The sequence below is a fragment of the Janthinobacterium sp. YR213 genome, assembly GCF_900099875.1.
Lineage (GTDB): Bacteria > Pseudomonadota > Gammaproteobacteria > Burkholderiales > Burkholderiaceae_D > Janthinobacterium > Janthinobacterium lividum.
The window spans coordinates 649,744-674,957 of the sequence record NZ_FNDA01000001.1 but is presented as its reverse complement, the minus strand read 5'-3'; the positions used below and the strand labels follow the sequence as shown (position 1 = coordinate 674,957).

Here is a 25,214-nt window from a genome sequence, read left to right as displayed (position 1 = left end):
TTGAAGAACGCGGCCGAATAGCCGAATGTCTGCTCTGCAACCCGAAGCGGTCATGGAATTATCGAAGTAGGCGGATCAATGAAGTGAATTCACAGCGTCTTGGATATCGTTGATCAACAAGGCGAGATCGGGATTGTCGCCGTACATGTCGAGTTCGCGAGTGGCAATCAATCCCATGGACAGCGGCCCTGGCGCTGGGTCGGAAGGACCTCCAGACACAAATCCCTCACTCCAACCTAGTTGTCGTAGGATAGATTGCCCAGGAGGCCAGCCTTTCGCTGCCAGAGGCTGAATCTGCTGAATAGCTGATTGAATCTTCCGCAAGAGCATGATTTTATCTTCCATTTTTTCTTGCTCGCACGAGTGACCGCTTATGGCCTATTGTGTTGAAAAACGCGGGTCCGTTGACGTTACGATAGAAATCCTGCTAGCCTAGACTGGCCAGAACTGCCGCTGTTGAACGATCAGCGACTGCCTGAAGGTCTGAGACCTTCAGAAATTGTTGCCGTTTGACTTCTTCAACACAATAGCTCCAAAGCAGACCTTTTTGCCATTGATTAACACGTAGGAAACAGCATGTACGTCATACCTTCACGTCATGGTACGCAGCCCCTGGCCAGCTGGCCAGCGCCGAAGGTGTTCAGGATATCCGACGGCACAAAGCGCATTTTGTTGAGGCGCTCGCGCAAGAGAGCAAGCGGATGGCGGCCCAGTGTCAGGCCGACATGCCGGTAGTCCGCCACGATGGCATCGGCTTCCGTGGGCGGCGCCAGCTCCAGCACAGGTTCGGCAATGGTCGTCGCGCGCATCCAATCCCGCTCCGGCACGCTCGCCGCGGCATCCCACATGGCCATGCGCCGGTTGCCCGTAAGCGTTACCAGGGCATTGGCCGACGCCAGGGCCTTCATATCCCCGCATCGCGCGTGTTTTTGAAGGGGGCTGCAGCGCGGGCTTCCTCGATGCGCGAGGCGGCCTCTTTCACCATCCCGTTGATATTATTCAAACCAAGGCGTACCGCCAGTCTGCCGTCCACCATCGGGATGATGGCGTATGGGAAAAGATGACTGTTCAGGTGGCGGCCTGCATCGTCAGGATGCGCCTCCCGGCATCAATTCACACTGCGGCAATTTCTTGCGTATGCTAAGTAGGGCGTAATAAATTATTGTCATTTCTGACTTCCATAACCGGCGCTCTGCGGTGTTGCCCGCTGCTAGCAGTGCTTGCACTGCGTCGCAGCGGGCGCCTTGCAGAGCATCCGGTTCTGTTCGTCATAACTTCACAATAATTTCCCACGACCTACTTAGTTCCCCACCGCCCGATCCGGGATGATCCATTGGAAATCCGTGAGGGTGAACGGTGCCAGGCAGGAGCTCCTGGGGTTGAGCGAGGCGCGCAGGTTCGGGCATTGTGGATTTTGATAGCTGGCCACGCCCGGTGTCATGGCTTTAAAGCTGCTGGGCCAGCCCGCGTTGGCGTGGCAGGTGTAGCAGCTGGTGCCGACGGGGTGCGTCACCAGTTCGATGTACGGGTTGGTGGCGACGGGGAGCAGTGCCGGATTGCCTTTTTCCGGGATGCCGTAGGCTTCCGTCAGCAGATAGTGTTTCCATGGCCCCGTGGCCTGGATGTCGGCCGGGCGGTTGGCTGCGTATGGCATGCTGTCGGGGCGGTCCGACCACCACACGCTTTGCAGGCCCCAGCTGGGAATTTCCTTGGTATTGATGTGCATGGCGACGGTGACCAGGTAGTCGCCTGCGCCGAATGGCTGGCCGTTCAGCCAGTAGCTGGCGGCGTTGATGATGGCCTTGTCGGCATCGTCGAAACTGGCCCAGTCGGCGTCGCTTACCTTGTGGTGGTAGAAGTCCTGCAAGCCGTACACCTTGGCCAGTTTGGTGATGCTTGGCCATGGCGTGGTGCCGCCGTGCTTGTACACGCCATGCAGGTAGCTGACCTTCGCCATCTGGCCGACCTGCTTGCCGTCCGGGTCGATGGCAACGGCCGTATGCCACTGTTCGTAGCCCGCATAACCGGTATATTTGGCGCTGAAGTCGTCGTGCCACACGGGCAAGGCGGTCAGACCCTTGGCTTTCACTGGCCAATACATGTGTTTGGTCACGACATAGCTGGCTGGCGCATTCAGGTTATGCACGCGCTTGGCAGGGTCGTCCTTGCTGTACAGTGCGTCCAGGGTGCTTTTCTTGTAGACGGGCTGTTTGGGATCGCGGATGAAATCGAGCGCCTCTTTGCTCAGCGATTCCGTCGCGATCATGATATCGCCGTTGAACGCGAAGTGGATGCCATCGAGGATGCCGCTGACTTTGCCATCCTTTGCGTACGTGATGGCGCGCGGATAGGCCTTGATGACCTGTTCCGGAATCGGGTAGCTTGGCGTGTTTTTCAGGTTGACGGGAGTCAAGGTGCTTGCGCCCAGGCGGCCCATGTGGCGCTTGGATGGCTTCGCGCCCGCCGTGTCGGTTGCCGCAGTGGCGGTCAATGCCGCGGTGTCGGCAAACGCGTCAGTGCCGTTGGGCCAGGTGTACCAGACTGGCCAGTCCAGGCCAGCGGCCGGTTGCATGATGCCCGCCCACAAACGCCAGCCGTGCGCGCGCACGACGGCGTTGTCGCCAGTCTTTACGGCCGTCTGCAGCGCGCGGGTTTCCGCCGGTTCCAGATAGCCATAGCCCTTGGGGAAGGGCTGGTAGGCTGGCGTGCCGGCGGCTGCGGTGGCGCAGAACAACACGGCGAGGCTGGCGGACACTAACTTTGGAACGGACATGAATGCACCTGTTTAAGTTTAGTTATTGAAAGACATAGTATCCGCAAATAATTGATGGAATCTCAACAATTGTCACCGCGGATTGCCCTCGCGAACGACACCGGGCGTTTGATTGCATCACCTGAATGACATGAACATGAAAAATACCAACAAGGCCACCCTGACCGGGCTGGGCGCCATCCTGCTGTGGAGCTCGATTATCGGGCTGATCCGCAGCGTCACCGACTTGCTGGGACCCACGGGCGGGGCGGCGATGATGTACAGCGTGGCGTCGGTGTTCCTGCTGCTGTCCGTGGGCTACACGCGGCCGGGCGAATTTCCACGCCGCTATCTGGTCTGGGGCAGCCTGCTGTTCGTCACCTATGAACTGTGCCTGGCGCTGTCGATAGGTTATGCCGCCACGGCGCGCCAGGCCATCGAGGTTGGCATGGTGAACTATTTGTGGCCAACCTTCACCATCGTCGCGGCCATCGTGTTCAATGGACAGAATAGCAATTTCCTCATCGTGCCGGGTTTCCTGCTGTCCGTCGCCGGCATCTGCTGGGTACTGGGCGGCGAACAGGGCTTCGACCTGGCCGGCACCGTGGCCAACGTGCGCGGCAACCCGCTCAGCTATGGCCTGGCCTTTGCCGGCGCGCTGATCTGGGCCGCATATTGCACCGTGACGGCGCGCATCGCGCAGGGCAAGAATGGCGTGACCCTGTTCTTTATCCTCGTTTCCATCAGCTTGTGGATCAAATACCTGCTGCAAGGTGGCGGCCCCATGGCGTTTACTTCCGAGGCCGTCATCTACCTGCTGCTGGCCGCCGGCGCCATGGGTTTTGGCTACGGCGCCTGGAACGTGGGCATTTTGCACGGCAACGTCACGATCCTGGCCGGCGCCTCGTATTTCATCCCTCTGCTGTCCGCCGCGCTGTCGTCGCTGCTGCTGCGCACGCCGTTGTCACTGGCCTTCTGGCAAGGCTCGGCGATGGTATGCGGCGGCGCCATCTTGTGCTGGCTGGCGACGCGGGCGGGGCGCATCAGTCCAGTCAGCAACTAGAACGGCGCAATACACGCGGCCAGGTTGCCCGCCAGGCAGGGCAGGCTCAGGCATCTTCGTCAGAAAGTCCTGCAGCCCGGACCGGGAGCGGGTCCCCACGACTTGCCGAAGCTGCCCCGCCTGCACGCTTCAATCGTGAAATTGGGCCTGGATTTGCCGCTGCATTGCCGCGCGGACCAGCAAGGGGCGTGGCCTACCTGGTCCGCGGCGGCATCCTTCTCTGCCTTGGCGGTGGCTGGGCCGGCCGCCGCATTTTCCTTGGGTGTTTCCTTGTCCTGCTTGGCGGCACCCGCCATCGATACGGCCGAAATCAAGGCGACAAGGCAAAACAGACGTTGCAGTTTCATATGAACCTCCTGGTTGGATGAGAAATGTCAAACACACTGTTGTACTGCTGGGAAACAAAGGCGATTCAATTTTTCATGGCTTCCGGCGGGCTCGCCTTGTCCGGTGGGGGAATGTTGGTCCGGTCCTGATTCCGGTAGGCGATCGGCCTGATCTGCGTCCCATCCGAGCGCGTCACCACCAGGTCGGTCAGCAATTGCCATTGCCATACACGCGCTGTTTCCTTGAAGATCAGCTGTTCCGAGTATTCGACGCTGGTCTCTTCCGTGCGGCCGCTCAGCTGCGTCAATGAAAACGTGTTGGTCATGGAGAGGGATGCCGAAGCGCTGGGACCTTCGAACACGGCACCGACCTCGACATTCGTGGTGATCGACGTCGACCGCTCGAAGGTCGTGGATTCTTCTTTCGTCACGCCCACGCGGTAGGTTGTCGTCGTGGTGCCGCCCCCGGTCGGCGATAAAACGTTGTAGCAAAAATAGTAAGGCTGGGCGGCGATGAAGTAGAAGGGCGACGTGTAAGGCTGGTCGGGTACGTTGCTGGCATCACCGGGGATGGCGGTAAACGGGACGATCACGACAGGGCTCAAGCCGGCCTTCAGCTTGTGATTGACCACAATTGCCGGGTCCAGCTCCGGCTTTTGCGGGGCGGGAAAATCAAATGGTTCCACGTTGAGGCAGGCCATGGGCAGGCGCAGGTAAAATGCCGGCAAGCTGCCATAGGTATACGCCAGTGGCGACAACAGGACGTATCCATCCTGAACATCCTTCCATTTGTCCGGCCGTGCCTTCGGCGCTTCCACGCTGCCGCTGCCTTGCCATCCGTGTTCTTGCCACACCCGGATCTTGTCGACGGAAATACACAGGTCTTTTCTTACGCACCAATACTTGCTTATGTCCGGCTCCCTGGGGTTAAAGCAGATGCCAAGCGCGTAATAGCCATCCGGCGCAATGGGTTGCCAGTAGCAGATGTCCCTGGGATTTTTGGAGCCTCTGTCATTGACCAGGAAACGGAACCCCGTCGGATGCGCCAATGCGGGACCGAGGGCGGAAGGCGTTGCTTCCGGGCACGGTGACAGGTAAAACATGGGAGACGCCCGGGGCGGCTGATACGGCGGAGCCAGTCTGGTGGACACCGCGATATCGCCGACAGGGAGGCAATTCGCATCGCGCTGCCCGCTGCCCGTGAACTGGTAAAGGCCGATCCACGGCATGTTATTCAGGTCGGGGGGGAACTTGCTCAGGTCCAGTTGGCTCCAGACTTCGGTGAACTCCTCCGGCTTGCCTAAAGTCAAGCAAATTTCACCATAGCGCACCGCCGTCCTTGTCCAGTCACTGGCGCGTACCGCCTTGACGACGGCGGCGTTCGCCTTTTCATTGTATGGCGCCAGAGCGAGGGTGGCGTCGCTGGCATCGTTGTTGTCGTTAAGCATGGGCGCTGAACTCCGTCGAGAGTAGGAACCGGCCCCGCAGCTGTCGCGGGCGTGTAGGGAGCTTGATTCTCCCTCCCTGGTTCACGCCGACTTGACACCCTGTTTCACTTTTTCAAAATATTATTTTGAGGAAATATTATTCCGAACTGTTCACGGTAGTCGCGCGGCGACATGCCATACGCGCGGCTGAATGCGCGTGAGAAATCGGAGGCGCTGTTGAATCCCAGTCCCAGTCCGATCTGCGTCACGGCAAGATGGCGCATGCTGGTCAGTTCATGTGCCGCGTCGCGCAGGCGGCAATGGCGGATGTAGGCGGCCAGGCCCCCCTGGGATTCAAACAGGCGGTAGATGGTCGAGCGGGCGACGGGGAATGCCCGCATCACGCCGTCCGGCGTCAGGTGTTCCTCGTGCAGGTTCGCCTGGATATAGTGTTCGATCTGTCCCTGCAGCGCGGCGCGGGCGGCAGCGCGCCCATGCTCTTCCAGGCGCTGCTGCTTGGCAAATGCGGCAATGATCAGGCGGGCGCAGGTGCGTATCGTCTGCTCTTGCTGGTCTGCCGGCAGCGCTGGCAGGCGCTGGCACAGGATCTTCAGGTAACCCGGCAGCATGCGCGTCAGCGGCGTGGTATAGCCGACGATGCGGCCGTGGATGGCTTCGGCATCGGGCAGGTGCGCGCTGACCGCGGCACGGGGCAGGAAGAAGGCCAGTACATGCGCCCGCGTCGGCCGCGCCATGCTCATGGGCTGGTTCATGTCCAGGGCCAGTATGCCTGGCGTGTATTGCTGCGCCTTAGCACTGGGGCGTGCCGTGCTGGTCTCGATAATGCCCTGCACGGCGATGTGAAAGACGAAATCGCGCATGCTGTCGGTGGAGATGCGCTGATTGCTGCGTAGCTGGGTCACCGCATCCGTGCGGCTATCCAGATACGCCATGTCCGGCAGCAGGTAAGTGTCGAGTTCTGCGTGAAATCCATTGTCCAACTGCTGGCGCCGTACCTGCAAGTCAAGAAACCGGCCCAGATAATCGCGCCAGGCCAGCAACTGCAGTTCCTTGTGCTCGCTGGCGACGCTGAAATGCTGCCGCGTCAGCCCGCTGACGGGGGGCGTGCGGGCATGCCTGATGTCACGCGCGGCAAGCAGGTCGCGCATCGCCGTGGAATATTCCTGGCCCAATGGTGGTCGCTCCAGTCCTAGAGGGTAGCTGTTGCCGGCAGCTTGTCCGCCAGCGGCATGATCTTGCCGGGATTGGGCGTGGCCGTCAAGACAGGTTGCCGTCCGCTCAGGAACGAAACGATGACGCAGCAGCATCCCGCGATGGAAACAAGGCGTTACGCATCGGGGCTGGGCTGACGGGCGGTTGGCAATGCCAGCCGCCCGTCAGCCGCTAATGCGACAACACCGAATCGCGCGACCTGTGCCCGAGGTAGGGCAGCAAGCTGATGAGGCCAAGCACGGCCAGTGCGACACCGACCCACAGCGGGGAGCGCAAGCCGTAGCCGGCGGCGATGCCAAGGCCGCCGAGCCAGGAACCGGCGCCCAGGCCGATGTTGATGACGGACGTGTGCACCGTGTTGACCAGCGGCCCCGGATGGGCTGTTTTCATCACGCGGGCGATGATGGCGGGATTCATCGACATGCCGACCAGGCCCGTGACGACCAGCAAGGCGACACTGATGGTTTTATCGTGCGCAAAGACGGCGAACAGCGCCAGGCTGATGCTCAGGATGACCATGCCCCACACCATGATGACGGTGGTGTAGCGGTCCGCATAACGGCCGACCACGCCATTGCCCACCACGTTGGCGACGCCGTATATGCCCAGCAGCCAGGGGATTGAAGATGCTGGAAAACCGGTAATTTCCGTCAGGATGGTCGCGAAATAGCTGAACGCCGCGAAAATCGCGCCGATGATGAGGCCGCTGCTGGCGTACGCTGCCCACAGGTGGCGGTTGCGGAACTCCCCCAGTTCATTGCCGAGGCTGACGACTTCGGATGGCTTGGCGCGCGGCACCAGCACGGTGATGAGCGCCAGGCACAATAGCGCCAGCAGCACCACCAGCCAGAAGCTGGCGCGCCACCCCAGGTGCTGGTCGATGAGCGTGGCGACCGGCACGCCCACCACCGAAGCGAGCATGAGGCCGCCGATCACGACGGCGGCGGCGCGTCCGCGCGCGTTGGGGGCGACGATTTCGGCACAGATCGCCAGGGACAGGCCAAAGCAGGTGGCGGCGGCCACGCCCGTGACCACCCGCGCGATGGCCAGGATGTTATAGCTGGTGGCGGACGCGGCAACGGATTGGGCAAGGACATAAAAGCCCAGCAGCCACAGCAGTCCCTTCTTGTTCGGTACGCGCAGCTTGAGCAGGACAATGGTGCTCAGCGGTCCGCCGATGACCATGCCCATGGCGTAGAGCGAGATCAGATAGCCGATCCGTGTCACCGGTTCGTCCATGGCCAGGGCCAGCGACGGCATCATGCCCGCCACCATGAATTCGGATGTCGTTAACGAAAAGATCGTCAACCCCAAAATGTAAACAACCAGCGGCATATCAATATCCTTCGAGAGTAATAACAAAAACACTTGCCAGGCGTGGCGCGCGCTCCGGCCGCATGCGGCCCTTGCGCGCGCCATGGCCCGGTCAGGTGTTGCAAGACGTAAAGACGCTGTCCGGAATGTCGCCGACAAACAGGTTGGGAAAGTCGCGTACCGACTGGTGCTGCGGGTCATTGCCGGTGACCATGCGCAGCAGGCGGTTGCCACCGGCCTCCAGGTAAAAGAGCGATGGCGGCTTGCCCGCCCGCTCGACTACCCAGGCGTCCGCCTCCCGGCCCAGCACGGTGTGGCGGCCGTCGTGACGGGCACCGCCGTCCAGCAGCACCGCCTGCGGCAGGAACAGCTCATGGAACGGGGTCACCTCATCGGCCAGCGCCGTGCCCTGCAGCTGCTCGCCAGCCGCCTCCGCTTGCCTTGCGTAGGCCACTTTCTGCTTGCGGCTTTGTTCGCGCCTGGCGTCGCCGATTTCCGACATCCACAGCAGGTGTCCATGTTCCTTTTCCGACCAGGGGTTGAACAGGCCGTCGATGCGGCAGATATTGCGCGCATAGTCAAACCAGCAATAGCCGGACGTGACCTGGTCATCCGCCTGCATCGGCGTCCAGTAGGAAACATAGGCGCTGCTCCATTGCATCGGCAGCAGCGGCGGGGAGACGTGTGTCGGCATGGTATCTCCCTTAGCGGCCCAGCGCGTAGCCAAGACTGGCCATCAGCGCTTCTTGTAGCGACGGCAAGTCCTTGCGGCGGGCGTCGAAGCTGGCGGTCAGCTCTTCATTGCTCAGTTCGATACGTTCGCCCACGCTTTCAAACCACAGGCGGCTGCTGTTGGCGTGCTCCTTGAACAATTGCACCAGGGGCACGGCACGCGCATTGAAACTGTCCAGTGCGGCGGCCTTGCCGTCTTCGGTATTGAGGATTTTGACCAGCAGCAGGGCGACCACCACCGCCATGGTGGTGCCATGGCCGATGGAAAAATGCCCCGATTGCAGCGCGTCGCCGAGCAGGACGAACTTGCCGTCGCAGGCCTGGTCGTGGCTGAGGGTCATGAAGTTGCGCCAGCCCTGGCCCGGTTGGCTCTGCAGTCCATGCTCGCCGAGTTCGGCCTTGAACGTTTTGGCGATGTACGCGGCGGCATCGCGCTCGGACAGCGCCTCCAGCCCGGCCTTGGCGTAGGTCTCTTCGCTGCATTCGACGATAAAGGTGCTCATCGTGTCCGAGTATTTGTAGGCATGGCCGATGAAAATGCCGTGCTCATTGCTGCGGAACACCAGGTTCATCTGGTCGAACAGCTGGGTGGTGCCGTACCAGATGTATTTGTTGCGGCCGAAATCGATGTGCGGCGCCAGTGCTGGCGGCAATTCCAGCGATTTGTAATTGACGCCATTCGATACCACCACCAGGTCGTACTCGGCTTCCAGCTGCGCCTTGTCCGCCGGCGGCGTTTCGTAACGGATGGCGATGCCGGCCGCCACGCACTTGGCGCGCAGGGCCTGCACCAGGGCCTGGCGTCCGACGCCGCACAGGGTAACGCCGGTGCTCATCAGGTTGGGCTGGTCGTGATGCACGAGCTTGAATTCTTCCAGGAACTGCGGATTGAGCCGTTCCGGCTGCTCCAGGTAGGAGAGCGGATTGGCGGGGTGGCGCGGCGGCCGCCCCGGCAGCACCACGCCCCAGCCCAGCACTTCTTCCGGGGTATTTTTTTCCGTAATGCTGATATCCCAGCCGGGCTGGGCCTGTTTCATTTGACTGGCAAAGAGCAGTCCTGCGGGGCCTGCGCCGATGACGAGAATTTTCATTAATTTACCCTTCCAAGTTTGTACCAAACGTTTTGTTTCTTCTGGATTTGCTGCAATTCATCGTAAGGAACCGATGTGAAGTACAGTTTCTCCGCCATGTCTGGCGGATAAACACGGGGGAATTTCTTGTGCATGTAGCGCGTGTAGCGCGTCTGCAGGAAGAAAATCAGATTCGGATTGCTCAGCGCCTCATAGTTGGCGATCGCCATGTCCTGCATGGCGTCCGCCTGCACCTTGCGCTGCTGCGTGAATTCGGACAGGGCAGGGCCCAGGGCATTGCCGTGCTTTTCCAGCAGGGAAACGAAGACGTGGACGTCTTCCAGCGCCATGTTCATGCCTTGTCCGAGGAACGGGGCGGTGGCATGCGCCGCATCGCCGATCAGCAGGATATTGGCCTTGTAGTGGAAGGTGCTGGAGCGGACATTGATGAGGTCGTTGCTGGGCAGCGCCATGAACTGGTCCAGCATTTCCTTGCGACGGTCCGGCGGCAGGGTGCCGAAGTAGCGGCTGAAGAAGTCGGCCATGGCTTCGCGGTTGAGCGTGCCCAGGCTGGGCGTGCCGGTGTAGGGCAGGCACAGGGCAAAGCTGATGCTGCCGTCCGGGATGGTGGCCGCGCGGCCGGCAAACAGGCCCTTGGAATCCATGCCGAAGAAGTACAGCAAATCCTTCCTGAAACCCAGATCCGCCGCGTTCGGCAACACCAGCGTCTTGTAGCCGTGGCGGAAGTAACTCTGCCTGAACTCGAAACGACGCATGCCGCTTTGCATGGCGCGCCGCACGGCAGAGTGGGCGCCGTCGGCGCCAATGACCAGGTCGCCATGCAGCTTCTGCAAGGCGCCGTCCGGGCCCTGGATCAGCACAATCTTTCTTTCCAGGTCGACATCCAGGCATTTATGCTCAAAGTAATACTTCACCTCGTGCAGGGCGGCATGCCGGTTCAGCAGGCGCTGGAAGGCGGTGCGGTCCAGCGACAGGGGGAACAGGCCTTCGAGCGGGGTCAGCTCGCGTATCCGGTGCCGGCCGCCCACGCTGAATGCCATGCCGACGATGGGTTCGCCGCACTGGTCGAGCTCCTGCTTGCTGATGCCGGCGGCCAGGACGGCCTTGATGCCGCGTACCGTCATGCTCACGCCGATGGCGCGCGAGTTGACGGGGTCGGCGTTGGCGGCATTCTCCAGCAGCGGATCGCCGCGCTTTTCGACAACGTGGACATCGTGCCCCCGTTGCGCCAGATAAATGGCGCTGAGGCTGCCTGCCAGGCCTCCGCCGACGATAATGATTTTATGCATTTCAAGCCTCTCTTGACATCTTTCCCCGAGATAAATCGGTAAGTTGCTGATTAAAAAACTCCAACATTTCTATCGGCGCCATGCCGATGGCATCGCTCTCAATGCTGCGCGCGTACTGCGCCAGCGCCAGGCATTTCTGCGCCAGCATGTCGCAGCCCAGGCTGTAGTCGCCGCTGACCCGGCTGCTGACCGGCTCGGGCACGGGCGGTCCCGCATGGCGGCCAGGCAGGCCGGACGGCATGTTCATCAGGGCCGCCGACAGGGGGCGCAACAGGCCGGTCATGATGTCGATGGAGGCGTTCATCAGGCGCGAGCGCCGCAGGCTGCCCAGCGGCTGCTGCGCAAAATGGTGCGCCATCATCAGGAAGGTCAGTTCATAGCAGCCCTGATACAGCTGTATCAGCGCGCGCGCCTTCTGATCGGTTACCACGCTGCAGTCCGCGCGCGCTTCCAGCACGGGATTCTTCAGCGCCGGCAGCGCCGGTTCGAACGGCTTGTCGCAGGCCGAAAACCTGCCGGCGATGGCGCGCAGCCGCTGGAAGTGCGAGGAGGCGAAATGCGGCGAATCGACGGCCACGCCTTCGCCCTGTTCCGTGACGAAATCGATGGCGAACAGCGCGCTGTCGCGGTCGGATACTTCCAGCTGGTAGCCGGGATAGGCGCGGTTGGTCAGTTCTTTCAGGAACAGGTGGTGCTCGCCGCCGCGCTTGCCGCCGCCGCTTTCGAACAGGCCGGGCAGCTCGGCCAGCGCCTGGCGGATCGCGATATAGAAGGTGGCGATGGATTTGCCCGGCGTGGGAATGTAGTCGGGCCATTCAAAACGCACGAAGCGGGCCAGCACGTGTTCGGAAAATGGTTCGAACGCAAATTCCGTGTCCAGGCCGAAACGCTGGCGCGCCTGCTGGCCCAGCAGCGGGGTACCGCTGTAAAACGGTTCGCCAAGCGCCATCAATACATTGTTCACCAATAAGTAGTGAATCATTTCTTCATGGGCGATTTCCAGCAGCGCGCCGCGCGTGCCGCTGTTGCGGCGCCGGTCTTCGGCGCCGCAGGCCAGCTCCAGCTCGGCCGGCAGCCAGCGGCCGGACTGCACCAGGGCCGCCCCCTGCGCATAATTGGGAATCGAATACGCGGCATACAGGTATTGCAGCATCAGCGACAGTTCCAGATCGATGGCTTTTTTCAGCTCGTCGATCAACTCCGCCTTGCCGCCGATGGCATGCGGCGTGGCCGGTTCCGGTGCCGCCGCCTTGGCCGCGGCTGCCGCCTCGACCTGCGTCAGGTATTTCAGGAACAGGCGCGACTTTGGCAGCGACAGTTCGCGGGTGCTGGGCATGTAGTAGCTCTTGTCGCGGTTCTGCGGATCGCACATCTGCCACATCAGGCGCGAATACGTTTCGCACTTGCACTGGTCCGCCAGGCTGAAGACCTTGTCCGACATGAAGGGATATACGAGCTCGTAGTAGCTCATCACATGCCGGTAGAGGAAGGCGTAGTCGACCTGTTCGGCCGGCACGTCGTCGAGGTCCCAGTCGTCGGGCAGCACGCGCACGCCGAGGTATTGCTTGGCCTTGCCTGTGCCCAGCACGATGCGGGTCGCGCCCGGCTTGCGTCCCGTCAGCGTCAGCGCCGTGTAGCCGTGCCCGAGCGGCGACGGATGCTGCTCCACGGCCAGCAGCGCGCCGTCTTCCGCCTCCGCCAAGGACGGGGGTGCCGCCAGCTCGCCGCGAAAGCGGCTTTGCACGGTAATGGTCTGCGGAAATTGCTCGTGCTTGTTCCGGTTTGGCGCTTCCAGGTACAGCTGGTTGCTGTCCGATTGCAGCACCCAGTCGGCTTCGTCCCACTGCGCCTGCGCGCTGCCCAGGCTGAGCGAGCCTGGCGCCGCGCCAGCGTGCTGCAGCGGCACATCGAAGACGCCGTGATGGCGCCAGTAGTCGCGGTACAGCTGCTCGGGAATCCGCGCCAGAACGGTGCCGGCGCCGTCATGCAGCAGCAGGTCGCCCAGCGCCTGCTTGCCGCCCAGGGCATGCGTGGGATGCTGTTCCGAGACGGCGCCTATGTCGCGCGTGGTGAAGGGAATGGCGGTCGGCATGTTGAACGAGACCCGGTCCGCATGCACTTTCACCAGCACCGGCCCCAGACTGCCCTGGCGCGGCTGCAGCAAGCGGCCGGCCGGATAGGTGGCTAGCTCGCCGCGCCGCCACAGGCCGATGCTGCCGGCCAGGTCGTAGAACACGGGCGAATCGGTTTTTTGCGGCGTCGACATATTGAACAGGCAGTACTGCACCGTCAGGCCCAGCACTTCGTCGTCGGCCAGGGCTTGCTGCAAGGCATGCATACTGGCCGGCAGCGGCAGGTCTGCATTGAACAGGAAATGCGGGTCCTGCTTGGCCACGGAAAACTGGAACAGCCTGGCGCGGCCGAATTCCTCGTCCAGGAAATGTCCGCTGCGTTCCGTGATGTGGCCGCTGCCGAGCCAGCGCACCGAGTGCGCCTGCGCGATGTCGGCCGTGAACAGCGTGGGCGTATTGGGCGTGGCCAGCTTGTCGCTCAAGGTGAACTGGCCCGCGTAGATCAGCGTGGTGTCGGGCTGCGCCGGGTTGTTGTCGATCCACCTGGCGCGGTTGAACGTCGTGCGCAGGTACTCGTTGTAGTGGCCCCACAGGCCCAGCTTGGCACCCACCAGCGCGTCCTGCGTATCGACCTCGCCATCGCGCAGCTGGACGCCCGTGATCCGCGCGTTTTCCCACGAGAAATGGTTGTTCCCGCAAAAATTATAGCCTGCCGCCTGGCTGAAGATGCCGTCCGGATCGGGCTTGCCCTGTGCGTTGAAGCGGGGGGCGAGCTGTTTCAGGTGCGCATGGAATTCGGCTGGCGGCCGGCTCAGGTCGACAGCCTCGCCCGCCATCGATACCGCATTCGTGGCGATATCGATGTTGCCGTGCGTATTGCGATTCCCCGTCGGCACATTGGCGCGGGCAAAACCCCGAAAATGCAGGCGGGGGAAGTCAAGTAGGCTCATGCGCGCTCGGTCGAGGAAGTGATGAAGGTATCGTTGGCAGCTTCTTCTTCCGTCCGTTGATCTAGCCGCTGCAGCAACAGGCCGCTGGCGTGCTGGGCGCTGATCAGGCTGCCTTCCATCCAGCCGCAATGCGCGGTATAGGCATCCGAGCAGGAGATGATGCCGTCCCGGTGCAGCAGGATGGCCGGGTGGTCGGCTTCCGGCTCCACGCAAAACTCGACGCCATGCGGCCAGAACTTGTGGAAGTGGGCCTTGATCTGCGGCAGCGGCTGGCCATCGAGCGGCAGGACTTCTTCCAGGTGGCTGCGGACCCGCTCCAGGTACACGTCTTCACCAAGCTCCAGGCTGTCCCGCCAGTAGGTCGCGCTTTTGCTGTCGGTGTAGAACAGCACGTATTTGTCGCTCTTGAAGTAGATCTTGCGCAGGGGATTTGCCGCCATCAGCACCTTGTCGGTCAGCCCCAGCGCATCCCACCAGGCTGTGTCGAACGTGAAGAATCCCTTGAACAGGGGCAGCGAGTCGTACTGGAACGGACTCCAGGCGTTCGGGAAATCCAGGTTCAGGCGCGGCATGGCGGACGGCGGGATGGCCATCACCAGATGGCGCGTGCGGTGCATCTGCGTGTCGCCATGGTGGCTGAAGGCGAGCACATGGTCGGCGCCCGATTTTTCAACGGACAGCAAGCGGTGTTCGAGCCTGAATTCGACCCCGGCGACCTGGGCCTGGTGCTGCAACTGGCACAGCAATTCGTGGTAGCCGTCGGTGGCATAGTGCCACTGGTTGGCGGCGTTTTCCGTAAAGTGCTGCGTTTCCGGGTGCTTCTTGATGATGTCGTAGGCCATGGCCGCCGACACCATCGGCAGCAGCAGGGCGTCATAGCCGGTCGCCTTGATGATGTGGCTGGCCTTGGCGGCGCCCAGGTAATGGCTGACGAACTCGAGGAAGGAGTCGTTCGGATGCCTTTTCAGCATCGGGCTCAGCTCATCCAGCGTTGCCTTCAGCTCTTCCAGCACGCTATCGTGGGAGATGACCTCGGTGAACGGGTAGACCGCATGCGGCAAGCCGCTGCCCTGCATGAGTTGCTGAAAATGCGGATGCAGTTGCGGCGAGTAGCGGGCGGCGCCGAGTTCGGCGATTTCCTCGCCATCTATTTTCCGCGACTGGATGCGGCCGCCTACGGTGGCATTCAGGTCGAATACGCGGATGCGCAGGTTCCTGTCGGCGGCGGCGTCGATCAGGTTGTTGGCGCAAGTCAAGCCTCCGATGCCGGCGCCAACGATGCAAATGTCAGAATACGTGCTCATACGAAATTCCTTTTTAACGTTCATTAATCAAAAAGCCGCAAAATCGCTAGCAAAAGTTTCCCCAGCACGTGTAGGCAAGGGAGGGGGAACGCAGGGTGTTACCGCACTTGGCGAGCGTTATCGGCTGGGGAGTGAAAAGCCTGGCGAGAACTGGCGTTGTGTCTGGTACGGTCGATTCTTGGCAGCAGAGTTTCTGTTTCAAATCAAAGATGGCACCGACAGTAGCCCAGGCATCGGGCACTCAATTTGATAAATATCAATGTAGTTGTCGTTCGATGTTGCGATTGTGTTCACGCAGCGCCGCATGCGCGATGGCGGCGGCCGTGTGCCGGGCGGTGGCAGGGAGGACTGGAATGCGGTGCGGTGCGGCGTATCGAGCCGCTGCGGGAGTGTCGCCGTTTGCCGATGATGCCAGGATCAGTAGTGGGTCCTGGCGCCTTCGGCGGTGGCTTGGTCTGCTTCTTGCTGTTTTTATTGTTTCTGACTTTGCGGCTGGCGCGCAGTGCACGCGCCAGCCGGGCGATGCCGGATGCCGGCGCCCGTCAAAAATCCACGGCAGCCGACAGTTGCACGGTGCGGGGCGCCGATTGCGAAACGGTGCCATACGAGGCCACGCCGGCCCAGTAATGGCGGTCAAACGCGTTCATCAGGCCGGCGCGCAAGGTCGTCGCCTTGCCGGCGATGGCCGTGCGGTAGCGCAGGCCAAGGTCGACCTTGGTCCATGAAGGCACCGATTGCAGATTCGCCTGATCCACAAACTGCTTGCTGGTGTAGCTGGCGGCACCCGTGGCCGTCAAGCCTGGCCAGTACGGCACATCCCATTCGCCGCCCAGGTTGGCCATCGATGTGGGTACGCCCACGGGGCGCTTGCCCATGGTGGCGGCGTTGTTGGTCCTTGTCAGGCGCCCGTCGAGCAGGGTGATGCCGGCCAGCAGGCGCACGGTCTTGCTGGCGGCGCCGGACAGGTTCAGTTCCAGGCCCCGGTTGCGCTGCTCGCTGTCCATGCTGTAGACCTTGCCATACAGCTGGCCGCTGGGTTTAGTCACCTGGAACACGGCCAGGGTCGCCAGCACCATGCCGAAATCGGCCTTCGTGCCCACTTCGTACTGCTTGCTCTTGTAGGGCGCGAAGACCTGGCCCGCGTTGTCGGCGATGTTCGGCGCGATATCGCCCTTGCTCAAGCCCTCGATATAGTTCGCGTACAGCGACACGTGGCGCAATGGCTTGACGACGATGCCGGCCAGCGGCGTCAGGGCGCCCTGCTTGTAGTGCGTGGTCAGCGCGCCCGTCGTCGCATGGTAGTTTTTCGCTTCGACCAGCTGGCGGCGCACGCCCAGCGTCAGCTGCACGCGCTGGTCCAGCATGTCCAGGGTGTCGGCCACAGCCAGGCTGGAGAGGGTGGAGGCGGACAGCTTCGGCGCGCGTGCCGGCGCGGGAATGCCGGGGTCGGGCACGGCGACTGGGTGGTAGATATTCGAAGTGATGAGCTTGCCGGAATTGCTCGCGCTGCCAAATTCGTCGCGGTAGACATTGCCCATCACGACCAGCGCATGTTCGATGCCGCCCGTGCGAAAGCGCGTGCGCACGCCCGTGTCGCCGCTGGCGCGCCGCACGCGGAATTTCCAGTTCATGGGCGTGACCGTCATGTCGCCCGCCGCGCTGGTGATGGTCGGCGTCTGGTCCGAATAGCGCGATACATCGGAGCGCGTGCCGCCCACATCGGCAAAGACGGTGACCTTGTCGTTCAGGTCGTATTCGAGCTTGCCCAGGGTGGCCAGGTCGTTGGACTTCCACCAGCCCCAGGATTGGGCGATGTTGCGGCGGCCATCGGGCGCTTCCGGCACGGGCAGGCGCGCAGCCACGAGGAAGGGGCGCGTGGGCGCGTCGATCCACTGGTATTGCTCGATCAGGTCAAGCGAGGCGCGCAGCCGTTGTCCCTGATAATCGAGGGCGATAGCCGCCACTTCCGCGCGCGACGTCTGGTGGTCGAGCGGCGTGTGGCCCTGGCGGTGCAAGCCATTGAAGCGGATGCCGAAACGCCGCTCCTCGCCGAAGCGGCGGCTGACGTCGATGGCCGCGCCAGCCTGCGAACCCGAGCCGTAATCGACGGTCAGGCGCGTCAGGTCGCGCGGCAGCGAGCGTTTCGGCACGGCATTGACGACGCCGCCCACGCCGCCGTTTGGCGACATGCCGTACAGCAGGGCGGCCGGCCCCTTGAGCACTTCCACGCTTTGCAGGTATTCCGTAAACAGGTGGTAATTGGGCGACACGCCATACACGCCGTCAAACGCCACTTCGCTCAGATTACCCTCGTTGAGGGGAAAGCCGCGGATGAAGAAGGAATCCGTGACGCCGCCGATCTGGCCCGTGAAGCGGGTGGACGGGTCGCCGCCCAGCACCTCGGCCAGGGTCAGCGCCTGCTGGTCGAGCATGCGCTGGCTGGTGTAGCTGTTGATGCTGAACGGCGTATCGAGCAAGTCTTTTTCACCGAGCAGGCCGGCGCGCGCACTTTTGGCGATCTGTCCGCCGGCGTCCGCTTCGGCCTGGCCATTCACCAGCACGGTGGCGAGCGGGGCGGATGCATCGGCCGCCGCCTGGGCGATCGCCTGCGGCGTCACGCTGGCAACGAGCAGGCCGGCGAGGATCAGCCGGGTGGTGAGGCGGGGATGGGGGAGTGGGGACTGTGGAATGGGCATCGAGGGCGAGTGTATGAAGTTAGTAGGGGGAATTGCATGCACGACATTATAAATGAGAATCATTACGATTTATAATGATTGGAATAGTCATTGCTGCCACGCTCATCACCATGCCGCGCGCGCGCCTGGAGAGCATTTCCGCACGGAAAATGGCCATCCTGGGCCTTCAGATCCGGATATTTGCTGTCTTATATAAGATTCGTCGCCATCGGATACACAAACAGCGGCAGGACAGTCTAAAATACGTGGTGGGCAAGCACGGCGTCACCGCCGGCACACTAGCCGTCCAAAGCAAGGCTAACCGTCCTGTGTTTGGAATGAAGAAAGTTAACCACCAGGCATCACCGCATACAAGGGAATGAACATGGCAACACAAAAATCCAAAATCATCTACACGCTGACTGACGAGGCGCCGCTGCTCGCGACGTATTCCCTGCTGCCAATTATCAAAAAATTCACCGCGCCGGCTGGCGTGGACGTCGTTTCCAGCGATATTTCGGTGGCGGCACGTGTACTGGCTGAATTTCCAGAATTCCTGACGGACGCGCAAAAAGTCCCGAACACCCTGGCTGAACTGGGCAAATTGACCCAGAATCCGGACACCAACATCATCAAACTGCCGAACATCAGCGCCTCGCAAGGCCAGCTGATCGCCTGCGTGCGCGAATTGCAAGGCCGCGGCTACAAGCTGCCGGATTATCCGGAAGATGCGAAGACGGACGAAGACAAGGCCCTGAAAGCCCGCTACGGCAAGTGCATCGGCAGCTCGGTCAACCCGGTCCTGCGCGAGGGCAATTCCGACCGCCGCGCACCGAAGGCCGTCAAAGAGTATGCGCGCAAGCACCCGCACTCGATGGGCGAGTGGAGCCAATCGTCGCAAACGCACGTCTCGCACATGCACCATGGCGATTTCTACCATGGCGAAAAATCGCTGACCCTGGAAAAGGCGCGCGATGTCAAGATGGAACTGGTCACGGCCTCGGGCAAGACCATCGTGCTGAAACCGAAGGTTTCCCTGCAAGCAGGCGAAATCATCGACAGCATGTTCATGAGCAAGAAAGCGCTGCTGGAGTTCTACGAGAAAGAAATCGACGACGCCTTCAAGACGGGCGTGATGTTCTCGCTGCACGTCAAGGCCACCATGATGAAGGTCTCGCACCCGATCGTTTTCGGCCACTGCGTGCGCATCTTCTACAAGGACGCGTTCGCCAAGCACGCCGCCCTGTTCGACAAGCTGGGCGTGAATGTCAACAATGGCATGAGCAACCTGTACGACAAGATCGAAACCCTGCCAGCGTCGCAAAAAGATGAAGTGCTGAAAGATTTGCACGCCTGCCACGCCAACCGTCCGGAACTGGCCATGGTCGATTCGGCCAAGGGCATCACCAACTTCCATTCGCCGAACGACATCATCGTCGACGCGTCGATGCCAGCCATGATCCGTATCGGCGGCAAGATGTGGGGCGCCGATGGCCGTCCGAAAGACGTCAAGGCAGTCATGCCGGAATCGACTTTCGCGCGCATCTACCAGGAAATGATCGGCTTCTGCAAATGGCATGGCAACTTCGATCCGAAGACCATGGGCACCGTGCCGAACGTGGGCCTGATGGCGCAGCAAGCGGAAGAATACGGTTCGCACGACAAGACCTTTGAAGTGCCGGAAGGCGGCATCGCCAACATCACCGACCTGGAAACGGGCGAAGTGCTGCTGACGCAAACGGTGGAAGAGGGCGATATCTGGCGCATGTGCCAGGTCAAGGACGCGCCGATCCGCGACTGGGTCAAGCTGGCCGTCACGCGCGCGCGCAACTCGGGCATGCCTGCCGTGTTCTGGCTCGATTCCTACCGTCCGCACGAGAACGAAGTCATCAAGAAGGTACAGGTTTACCTGAAGGATCACGACACCAAGGGCCTGGATATCCAGATCATGTCGCAGACGCGCGCCATGCGCTATACGCTGGAACGCGCCTTCCGCGGCCTGGACACCATCTCGGTGACCGGCAACATCCTGCGCGACTACCTGACCGACCTGTTCCCGATCCTGGAACTGGGCACCTCCGCCAAGATGCTGTCGATCGTGCCGCTGATGGCCGGTGGCGGCATGTACGAAACGGGCGCCGGCGGTTCGGCACCGAAACACGTCAAGCAACTGGTGGAAGAAAACCATCTGCGCTGGGATTCGCTGGGCGAGTTCCTGGCTCTGGCCGTGTCGCTGGAAGACATGGGCATCAAGACGGGCAATGCGAAGGCCAAAATCCTCGCGAAAACCCTGGACGAAGCCACTGGCAAGCTGCTGGACAACAACAAGTCGCCATCGCCACGTACCGGCGAGCTGGACAACCGCGGCAGCCATTTCTACCTGGCCATGTACTGGGCGCAAGCCCTGGCAGCGCAGAAGGACGATGCGGAACTGGCAGCGCATTTTGCGCCGGTAGCCAAAGCCCTGGCGGACAACGAAGAAAAGATCGTTGCCGAGCTGAAAGCAGTACAAGGCAAGGAAACGGATATCGGCGGCTACTACCTGCCAGATCCGGCGAAGACGGAAGCGGTCATGCGTCCTAGCGCCAGCCTGAATGCCGTGCTGGACAGCATCTGATGCAGTCATGAAGGCAGTCAGTTCCTGACTGCTGCCTGATAAGAAAACGCCGCCGGAAGCGATTCCGGCGGTGTTTTTCATTTCCCCTCAGGGTTATTGGTAGTGCTTGTAGACCTCGGTGTTGCCATTGCTCTTGACCAGCAAGACGTCATACGCATCCTTGCGCGGTCCTTCCATGCCTGGCGAGCCCATGGGCATTGCCGGCACGGCCAGGCCTTTGGCTTTGGGTTTCTCGCGCAGCAACTGCTTGATCTCGCTGGCCGGCACATGGCCTTCGATGGCGTAGCCGTTGACGAGGCCCGTGTGGCAGGAACCGAGCGCGTCGGGAATGCCGGCCAGCTTGCGGTATTGCGCTGGCATCTCGACATTCTTCGCGCGTACCGTAAAACCGTTCGCTTCCAGGTGCTTGATCCATTCGGAACAGCAGCCGCAGGAGGCGCTCTTGTAGACTTCAATGACGGGCAGGGCTGCCATGGCGAACGTGGGCAGGCCCAGCATGGCGGCAAAGGCGCCGCGCACCAAGAAATGTTTGATCATGTGTTGCTTTCAGACGCAGTAAGGTTATCGTGGCCACCTTGGTGGCCTGCTTGGGACGAGCTTGGAATTTAAGCGGAAAGCGGTCGCGGCGGCCGGCGCGGGCCGTCGGGAATGAATCCCGCCAGCAAGGTGGCCGTGGCGATGGTGACTTGTTGCGCGCCGCTGCAGGCGGCGGCAGGCAGGGCGAGGGAAGGCGGCATCAGCGCGCCCAGGCAAAAGCCGGCGCAGGCGCCGCACGCGGGGTGCTTGGCAGGGGTCTTGTTGTCTTCTGGCGTGCTGGCGCTGTCCGGCATGGCGGATGACTGCGCAGCATGATGCTGGCAGGCCGCTGTCATCGCGGTGGCAGGTTCGTCAGCGAGCGGCGCGCATAGCAGCATGGCACCCACGGCGGCCGCTTGCAGCGGCACCGTCGTGATCAGCAGCAGGATCAGCCATGTTTTGAAGAGTCTTAGCATCGCCGAAAAGTATAGCATAGAGGCACTATCGCCAGGAGCTGGCGGCCGCTAGCGCGAGGCGGCCGCCAGTACCTTCGAGGCATACATGGCCCGGTCCGCGTGGCGTAGCAGCAGTTGCATGGTGTCGCCATCTTCCGGATAGTGGGCCACGCCGATGCTGACGGCGATCTGCAATTGCTGTCCGTTGCCCAGGTGCAGCGGCGTGGCCAGGGCCGCATGGATCTTTTGCTCGATCAGGCTGACATCCACCGGCGCGGTATTGCTTTCCAGAAGCACGACGAATTCATCGCCGCCCATCCTGGCCAGGGTGTCGGTTTCGCGCATGCAATCGCGCAGGCGGCTCGCCACCGTTTGCAGCAGCAGGTCGCCACAGGCATGGCCGTGGTCGTCATTGACGCGCTTGAAGTTGTCGAGGTCCAGGAACAGCAGCGACAGCCGGCCTTCCTGGCGGTGCGCGCGCGCGAACGCCGTGTGCAGGCGGTCGTGGAACAGGCGGCGGTTCGGCAGGCGGGTCAGCTCATCGTGCATGGCCATGAACTGCATTTGCGTCTGCAACTGCCGACGCTCGATGGCGGTGGCAAGTTGCTTGGCGACAAATTGCAGCAAATCCTGGTCTTGCTCCGTGCCGATGACGGCATCCTGGCCGCCCTGCAAGGCTAGCGCCCCGACGCTGCCCATGGAGGAATATAGCGGCACGGCAAGCCAGCACGAGGACAGGGCGCAGGCCGCCATTTGCAGCGCCGCCGGCAGGCCAGCCAGTTGCCCTGCCTGCAGATGCAGGGGACGGCCGCTGCGCAGCACTTCGTCGCACAGCAGGCTGGCCAGGGACGACGTTGGCTGGGGCGCGCTGTCCTCGGCATGGGAAGTCATGGGAGGCTGTATGCCGTGTTCGTCATGCAGCAGCAAGGTCAGGCTGCGCGCGGGCAAGTGTTCGCCGATGATGAGCTGGATGCGGTGCAGCAGGGCGGGCAAGTCTTGCGTCGCCTGCATGGCTTCGGAGATGGCGTACAGCGCGGCCTGCTTTGCCTGGGCCTGTTTCAGCAAGGTGATGTCGCGCGCCACCGCCACGCGCAACTGGTCGGCGGCGGACCAGCGGGCGGACCACATGATGTGCGCCAGGCTGCCATCCTTGCGCAGGTAGCGGTTTTCAAAGTGTGTCTGCGCATGGCCATCCATGATGGCTTGCGCGGCGGCGAGTGTGCGGGCGCGGTCGGCGGGAGCGACCATGTCGAGCATGCGCTTGCCGATCATTTCCTGCTGTGTGTAGCCGAAGATGCGTTCGCAGGCGGTGCTGACGAAGACAAAGCGCCCCTCCACGTCGACCATGCACACGGCATCGAGCAACAAGTCGGTAAAGCTGGCCAGCGGCGCGCGCAGAATCTTGTGTTCCATAGTGGCATTTTAATGGACATTCCCTGCTGTGATTGAACTTGTTGGGAGCCGACGAGGCCAGCGGCATGAAAATGTTTCATTTCCCCGACGCTCATGCTTTTCCGTTTCTTGCCGTTAAAACAGTATTGCCATGCAATTGCTCGCCAACACGTTCAATCCGTGGCGGCGCTGGATTGCGGGCGCATGTAGGGTTGCCAGAAAATTAAAATGGGCAATATTTTATCCATGTATCTGTTTTTGTTTTACAAGGCTACATCACCATGACTTCCGTCTCCCCGATCCCGAGCTGGAATGCGTCCCCGTCCCGTGTGTCTGGCGTCACGGCCAGCCGGGCGGACGCGCCGGCCGTGCCGGCGTCCACGCCATCGACCATCGTTGCCTTTGGGGCGGAAGGAGGGGAGATGCCGGCCATCTCCTACCTGCTGCCATCGCCCAAGGTGTGGGAAAGCCCGTCGCGCGACGACGTCAGCGACCAGATGACGAAAAATTTTGCCCCGTACGCATCGTTTGGCGGGCGTTTCAGCGGCTTGGGCGCAGCCTTGCTGGACCAGCTCAAGGGCGGCGTGCGCAATGTGTCGCAAGCGCTGCTGCAGCCGCCGGCGCGCACGCAGCCTGCCGCTTACGCCGAGGTGGGCGGCATTGCGCCGGCCAGCCTGCATGGCAATGGCCAGGACAAGGTCAGCCTCAGCATCACCACTAAAAGCGGCGTCGAGGTCAAGCTGTCGCTCGACAGCCAGGATGACGGCCTGGCCGTGCGCATGACGACCAGCGGCGAACTCGGTGACGCAGAGGTCAAGGCCCTGGGTGACTTGTCGGAAGCGTTCCAGCAAGCCATCGACGGCATGGCGCAGGGCACGCCGAAGGTCAGGCTGGCCGGCTTGATGCAATTCGACCAGGAAGTGCTGGGATCGGTGAATCTGCACGCGGAAGTGCTGGTGCGCGGCGAGCCGCAAAGCACGCAAACCCTGGATTTTCAGGCCGACAGCACGCAGCGCAAGGTCAGCTTCACGGGCGTGGCGGGCTCGCTGGACGTGAAAGTCGACGCCAGCCAGCTGAACGCCCTGGGCAGCAAGGAGCGCCAGGCGAAGGCCATGAGCAGCTACATCAAGCAGATCGATCAGGCTTCCTGGCGCGGCCACGGCGACGCCGCGCTGATGTCCATGTTCAAGGATGCGTTTACGGCCGTGCACAGCAATGCGCCCGTGTCGCCAGCCAGCACGGGCCTGCCGGAACAGGGAAAATGGCAGCTGGCCGCCGCAGACCGCGCCATGGTCACGGGCTTGCCGGACTTTAGCGCATCGGTCACGCAAACGGCGGCATTCAGCAATCCCATGCGTTCGTCGGAAAAAGATGGATTCCAGTACGAACTGTCGCAAAAGACCAGTATTACCGGCGCCAGCCAGAATGACCGCTCGATCCGCCAGCAGCAGCAATCTAAGCTGAGCGCCAGTTTCCACGAAACGCTGGTCCCGGGCGTGGCCCTGCGCCTGACGGACAGGGTGGAGTCGCAGAACTACACGTATCACCAGATCGAGGATACGGCCAGCAGCGATGCGCAAATAGGCTACAAGGATGGCAAGCTGGTCAAGGCCAGCCTGCAACAGGCGGCCAGCCAGTCGACCCACATCACGAAATTTATGCTGGGCAAGGTGGAGTCGGATGTCACCACGCCGACCGACCATTCGCTGATGCGCGACCTGGTCTCCGTGCTGGGGCCATACAAGACGGGCGAGCAGGGCATGACGCCCGAGAAAAAGGCGGAGCAGCGCGAGAAATTGCTGCAGACCTTGGGCGATGACGTGCTGCTGCAGTCGTATGCGGGCCATGCCATCAGCCTGTGGCAAGCCGATGTGCTGCCCGCGGAGGCCGACAAGACCGCGGGCGCGGTCTAGGGAGCAAACCGGCATCATTGCTCGGGGAAACTTGCGCGGGCACGCGCATATGGCTACAATTAATAATGATTCTCATTTATTATTGATGCTCTC

General features: G+C 61.9%; 21 protein-coding genes. 4 read left to right on the top strand and 17 right to left on the bottom strand.

The features are described from left to right. Positions 1-75: 75 nt before the first annotated feature. The 4 genes from BLT98_RS28580 to BLT98_RS03035 form a co-directional block, all read right to left on the bottom strand. Positions 76-345: a hypothetical protein gene (locus BLT98_RS28580; protein ID WP_034784458.1), complete on the bottom strand. Its 270-nt coding sequence runs from the start codon at positions 343-345 to the stop codon at positions 76-78. A gap of 251 nt (positions 346-596) precedes the next feature. After that, positions 597-908, bottom strand: a complete 312-nt coding sequence (locus tag BLT98_RS03040) for a hypothetical protein (protein WP_092605147.1) — start codon at positions 906-908, stop codon at positions 597-599. Continuing rightward, positions 905-985 (bottom strand): hypothetical protein, encoded by an 81-nt coding sequence (locus BLT98_RS29400; protein WP_244517435.1) that lies wholly within the window; start codon positions 983-985, stop codon positions 905-907. Before BLT98_RS29400 ends, BLT98_RS03040 begins: the two co-directional genes overlap by 4 nt. Before the next feature lie 315 nt (positions 986-1,300). Continuing rightward, the gene (locus BLT98_RS03035; RefSeq protein WP_139178995.1) at positions 1,301-2,773 is read right to left on the bottom strand and encodes a hypothetical protein; all 1,473 of its coding nucleotides are present in this window, start codon (positions 2,771-2,773) and stop codon (positions 1,301-1,303) included. Between the two features lie 136 nt (positions 2,774-2,909). Here BLT98_RS03035 and yddG point away from each other — a divergent pair, with 136 nt between their 5' ends. Then, positions 2,910-3,815, top strand: coding sequence for an aromatic amino acid DMT transporter YddG (yddG, locus tag BLT98_RS03030; RefSeq protein ID WP_092606830.1), 906 nt, complete (start codon positions 2,910-2,912; stop codon positions 3,813-3,815). 59 nt (positions 3,816-3,874) lie between these two features. Here yddG and BLT98_RS03025 read toward each other — a convergent pair whose 3' ends face one another. The 10 genes from BLT98_RS03025 to BLT98_RS02980 all read right to left on the bottom strand — a co-directional run bounded on the left by BLT98_RS03025 (position 3,875) and on the right by BLT98_RS02980 (position 18,249). Next, entirely contained in the window at positions 3,875-4,162 is a 288-nt protein-coding gene (locus BLT98_RS03025) for a hypothetical protein (protein WP_092605143.1), read from the bottom strand. 65 nt (positions 4,163-4,227) lie between these two features. Further along, positions 4,228-5,589 carry a Vps62-related protein gene (locus tag BLT98_RS03020; protein ID WP_092605141.1) on the bottom strand — a complete coding sequence of 454 codons (1,362 nt, stop codon included), beginning with the start codon at positions 5,587-5,589 and terminating at the stop codon, positions 4,228-4,230. A 104-nt stretch (positions 5,590-5,693) separates the two neighbouring features. Then, entirely contained in the window at positions 5,694-6,737 is a 1,044-nt protein-coding gene (locus tag BLT98_RS03015; RefSeq protein WP_092606827.1) for a helix-turn-helix domain-containing protein, read from the bottom strand. Positions 6,738-6,972: 235 nt separating this feature from the next. Beyond that, the gene (locus BLT98_RS03010) at positions 6,973-8,136 is read right to left on the bottom strand and encodes an MFS transporter (RefSeq protein WP_092605139.1); all 1,164 of its coding nucleotides are present in this window, start codon (positions 8,134-8,136) and stop codon (positions 6,973-6,975) included. Positions 8,137-8,227: 91 nt separating this feature from the next. After that, entirely contained in the window at positions 8,228-8,809 is a 582-nt protein-coding gene (vioE, locus tag BLT98_RS03005) for a violacein biosynthesis enzyme VioE (RefSeq protein WP_092605137.1), read from the bottom strand. 10 nt (positions 8,810-8,819) lie between these two features. After that, positions 8,820-9,938 carry a flavin-dependent violacein biosynthesis monooxygenase VioD gene (locus BLT98_RS03000; RefSeq protein ID WP_034786445.1) on the bottom strand — a complete coding sequence of 373 codons (1,119 nt, stop codon included), beginning with the start codon at positions 9,936-9,938 and terminating at the stop codon, positions 8,820-8,822. Then, positions 9,938-11,227 carry an NADP-dependent violacein biosynthesis oxygenase VioC gene (locus tag BLT98_RS02995; protein WP_070256920.1) on the bottom strand — a complete coding sequence of 430 codons (1,290 nt, stop codon included), beginning with the start codon at positions 11,225-11,227 and terminating at the stop codon, positions 9,938-9,940. Before BLT98_RS02995 ends, BLT98_RS03000 begins: the two co-directional genes overlap by 1 nt. 1 nt (position 11,228) lies before the next feature. After that, positions 11,229-14,249, bottom strand: a complete 3,021-nt coding sequence (gene vioB / locus BLT98_RS02990; protein WP_092605135.1) for an iminophenyl-pyruvate dimer synthase VioB — start codon at positions 14,247-14,249, stop codon at positions 11,229-11,231. Next, positions 14,246-15,553: a flavin-dependent violacein biosynthesis tryptophan-2 monooxygenase VioA gene (locus tag BLT98_RS02985; RefSeq protein ID WP_092605133.1), complete on the bottom strand. Its 1,308-nt coding sequence runs from the start codon at positions 15,551-15,553 to the stop codon at positions 14,246-14,248. Before BLT98_RS02985 ends, vioB begins: the two co-directional genes overlap by 4 nt. Positions 15,554-16,095: 542 nt before the next feature. Continuing rightward, a complete protein-coding gene (locus BLT98_RS02980) occupies positions 16,096-18,249 on the bottom strand; it encodes a TonB-dependent receptor (protein ID WP_092605131.1) in 2,154 nt (717 codons plus the stop codon). Positions 18,250-18,323: 74 nt separating this feature from the next. Between BLT98_RS02980 and BLT98_RS02975 the strand changes: the two genes are divergently transcribed. Then, positions 18,324-18,611: a hypothetical protein gene (locus BLT98_RS02975; protein ID WP_092605129.1), complete on the top strand. Its 288-nt coding sequence runs from the start codon at positions 18,324-18,326 to the stop codon at positions 18,609-18,611. A 2-nt stretch (positions 18,612-18,613) separates the two neighbouring features. Beyond that, positions 18,614-20,845 (top strand): NADP-dependent isocitrate dehydrogenase, encoded by a 2,232-nt coding sequence (locus BLT98_RS02970; protein ID WP_034786464.1) that lies wholly within the window; start codon positions 18,614-18,616, stop codon positions 20,843-20,845. 93 nt (positions 20,846-20,938) lie between these two features. Here BLT98_RS02970 and BLT98_RS02965 read toward each other — a convergent pair whose 3' ends face one another. The 3 genes from BLT98_RS02965 to BLT98_RS02955 form a co-directional block, all read right to left on the bottom strand. After that, entirely contained in the window at positions 20,939-21,382 is a 444-nt protein-coding gene (locus BLT98_RS02965; protein WP_092605127.1) for a DUF411 domain-containing protein, read from the bottom strand. 68 nt (positions 21,383-21,450) lie between these two features. Continuing rightward, positions 21,451-21,837 (bottom strand): hypothetical protein, encoded by a 387-nt coding sequence (locus tag BLT98_RS02960; protein WP_139178992.1) that lies wholly within the window; start codon positions 21,835-21,837, stop codon positions 21,451-21,453. Positions 21,838-21,885: 48 nt separating this feature from the next. After that, positions 21,886-23,229: a sensor domain-containing protein gene (locus BLT98_RS02955; protein ID WP_092605123.1), complete on the bottom strand. Its 1,344-nt coding sequence runs from the start codon at positions 23,227-23,229 to the stop codon at positions 21,886-21,888. 260 nt (positions 23,230-23,489) lie between these two features. Between BLT98_RS02955 and BLT98_RS02950 the strand changes: the two genes are divergently transcribed. Further along, on the top strand, positions 23,490-25,121 hold the full coding sequence (locus tag BLT98_RS02950; protein ID WP_139178989.1) for a hypothetical protein: 1,632 nt from the start codon (positions 23,490-23,492) through the stop codon (positions 25,119-25,121). The last annotated feature ends 93 nt before the right edge of the window (positions 25,122-25,214 follow it).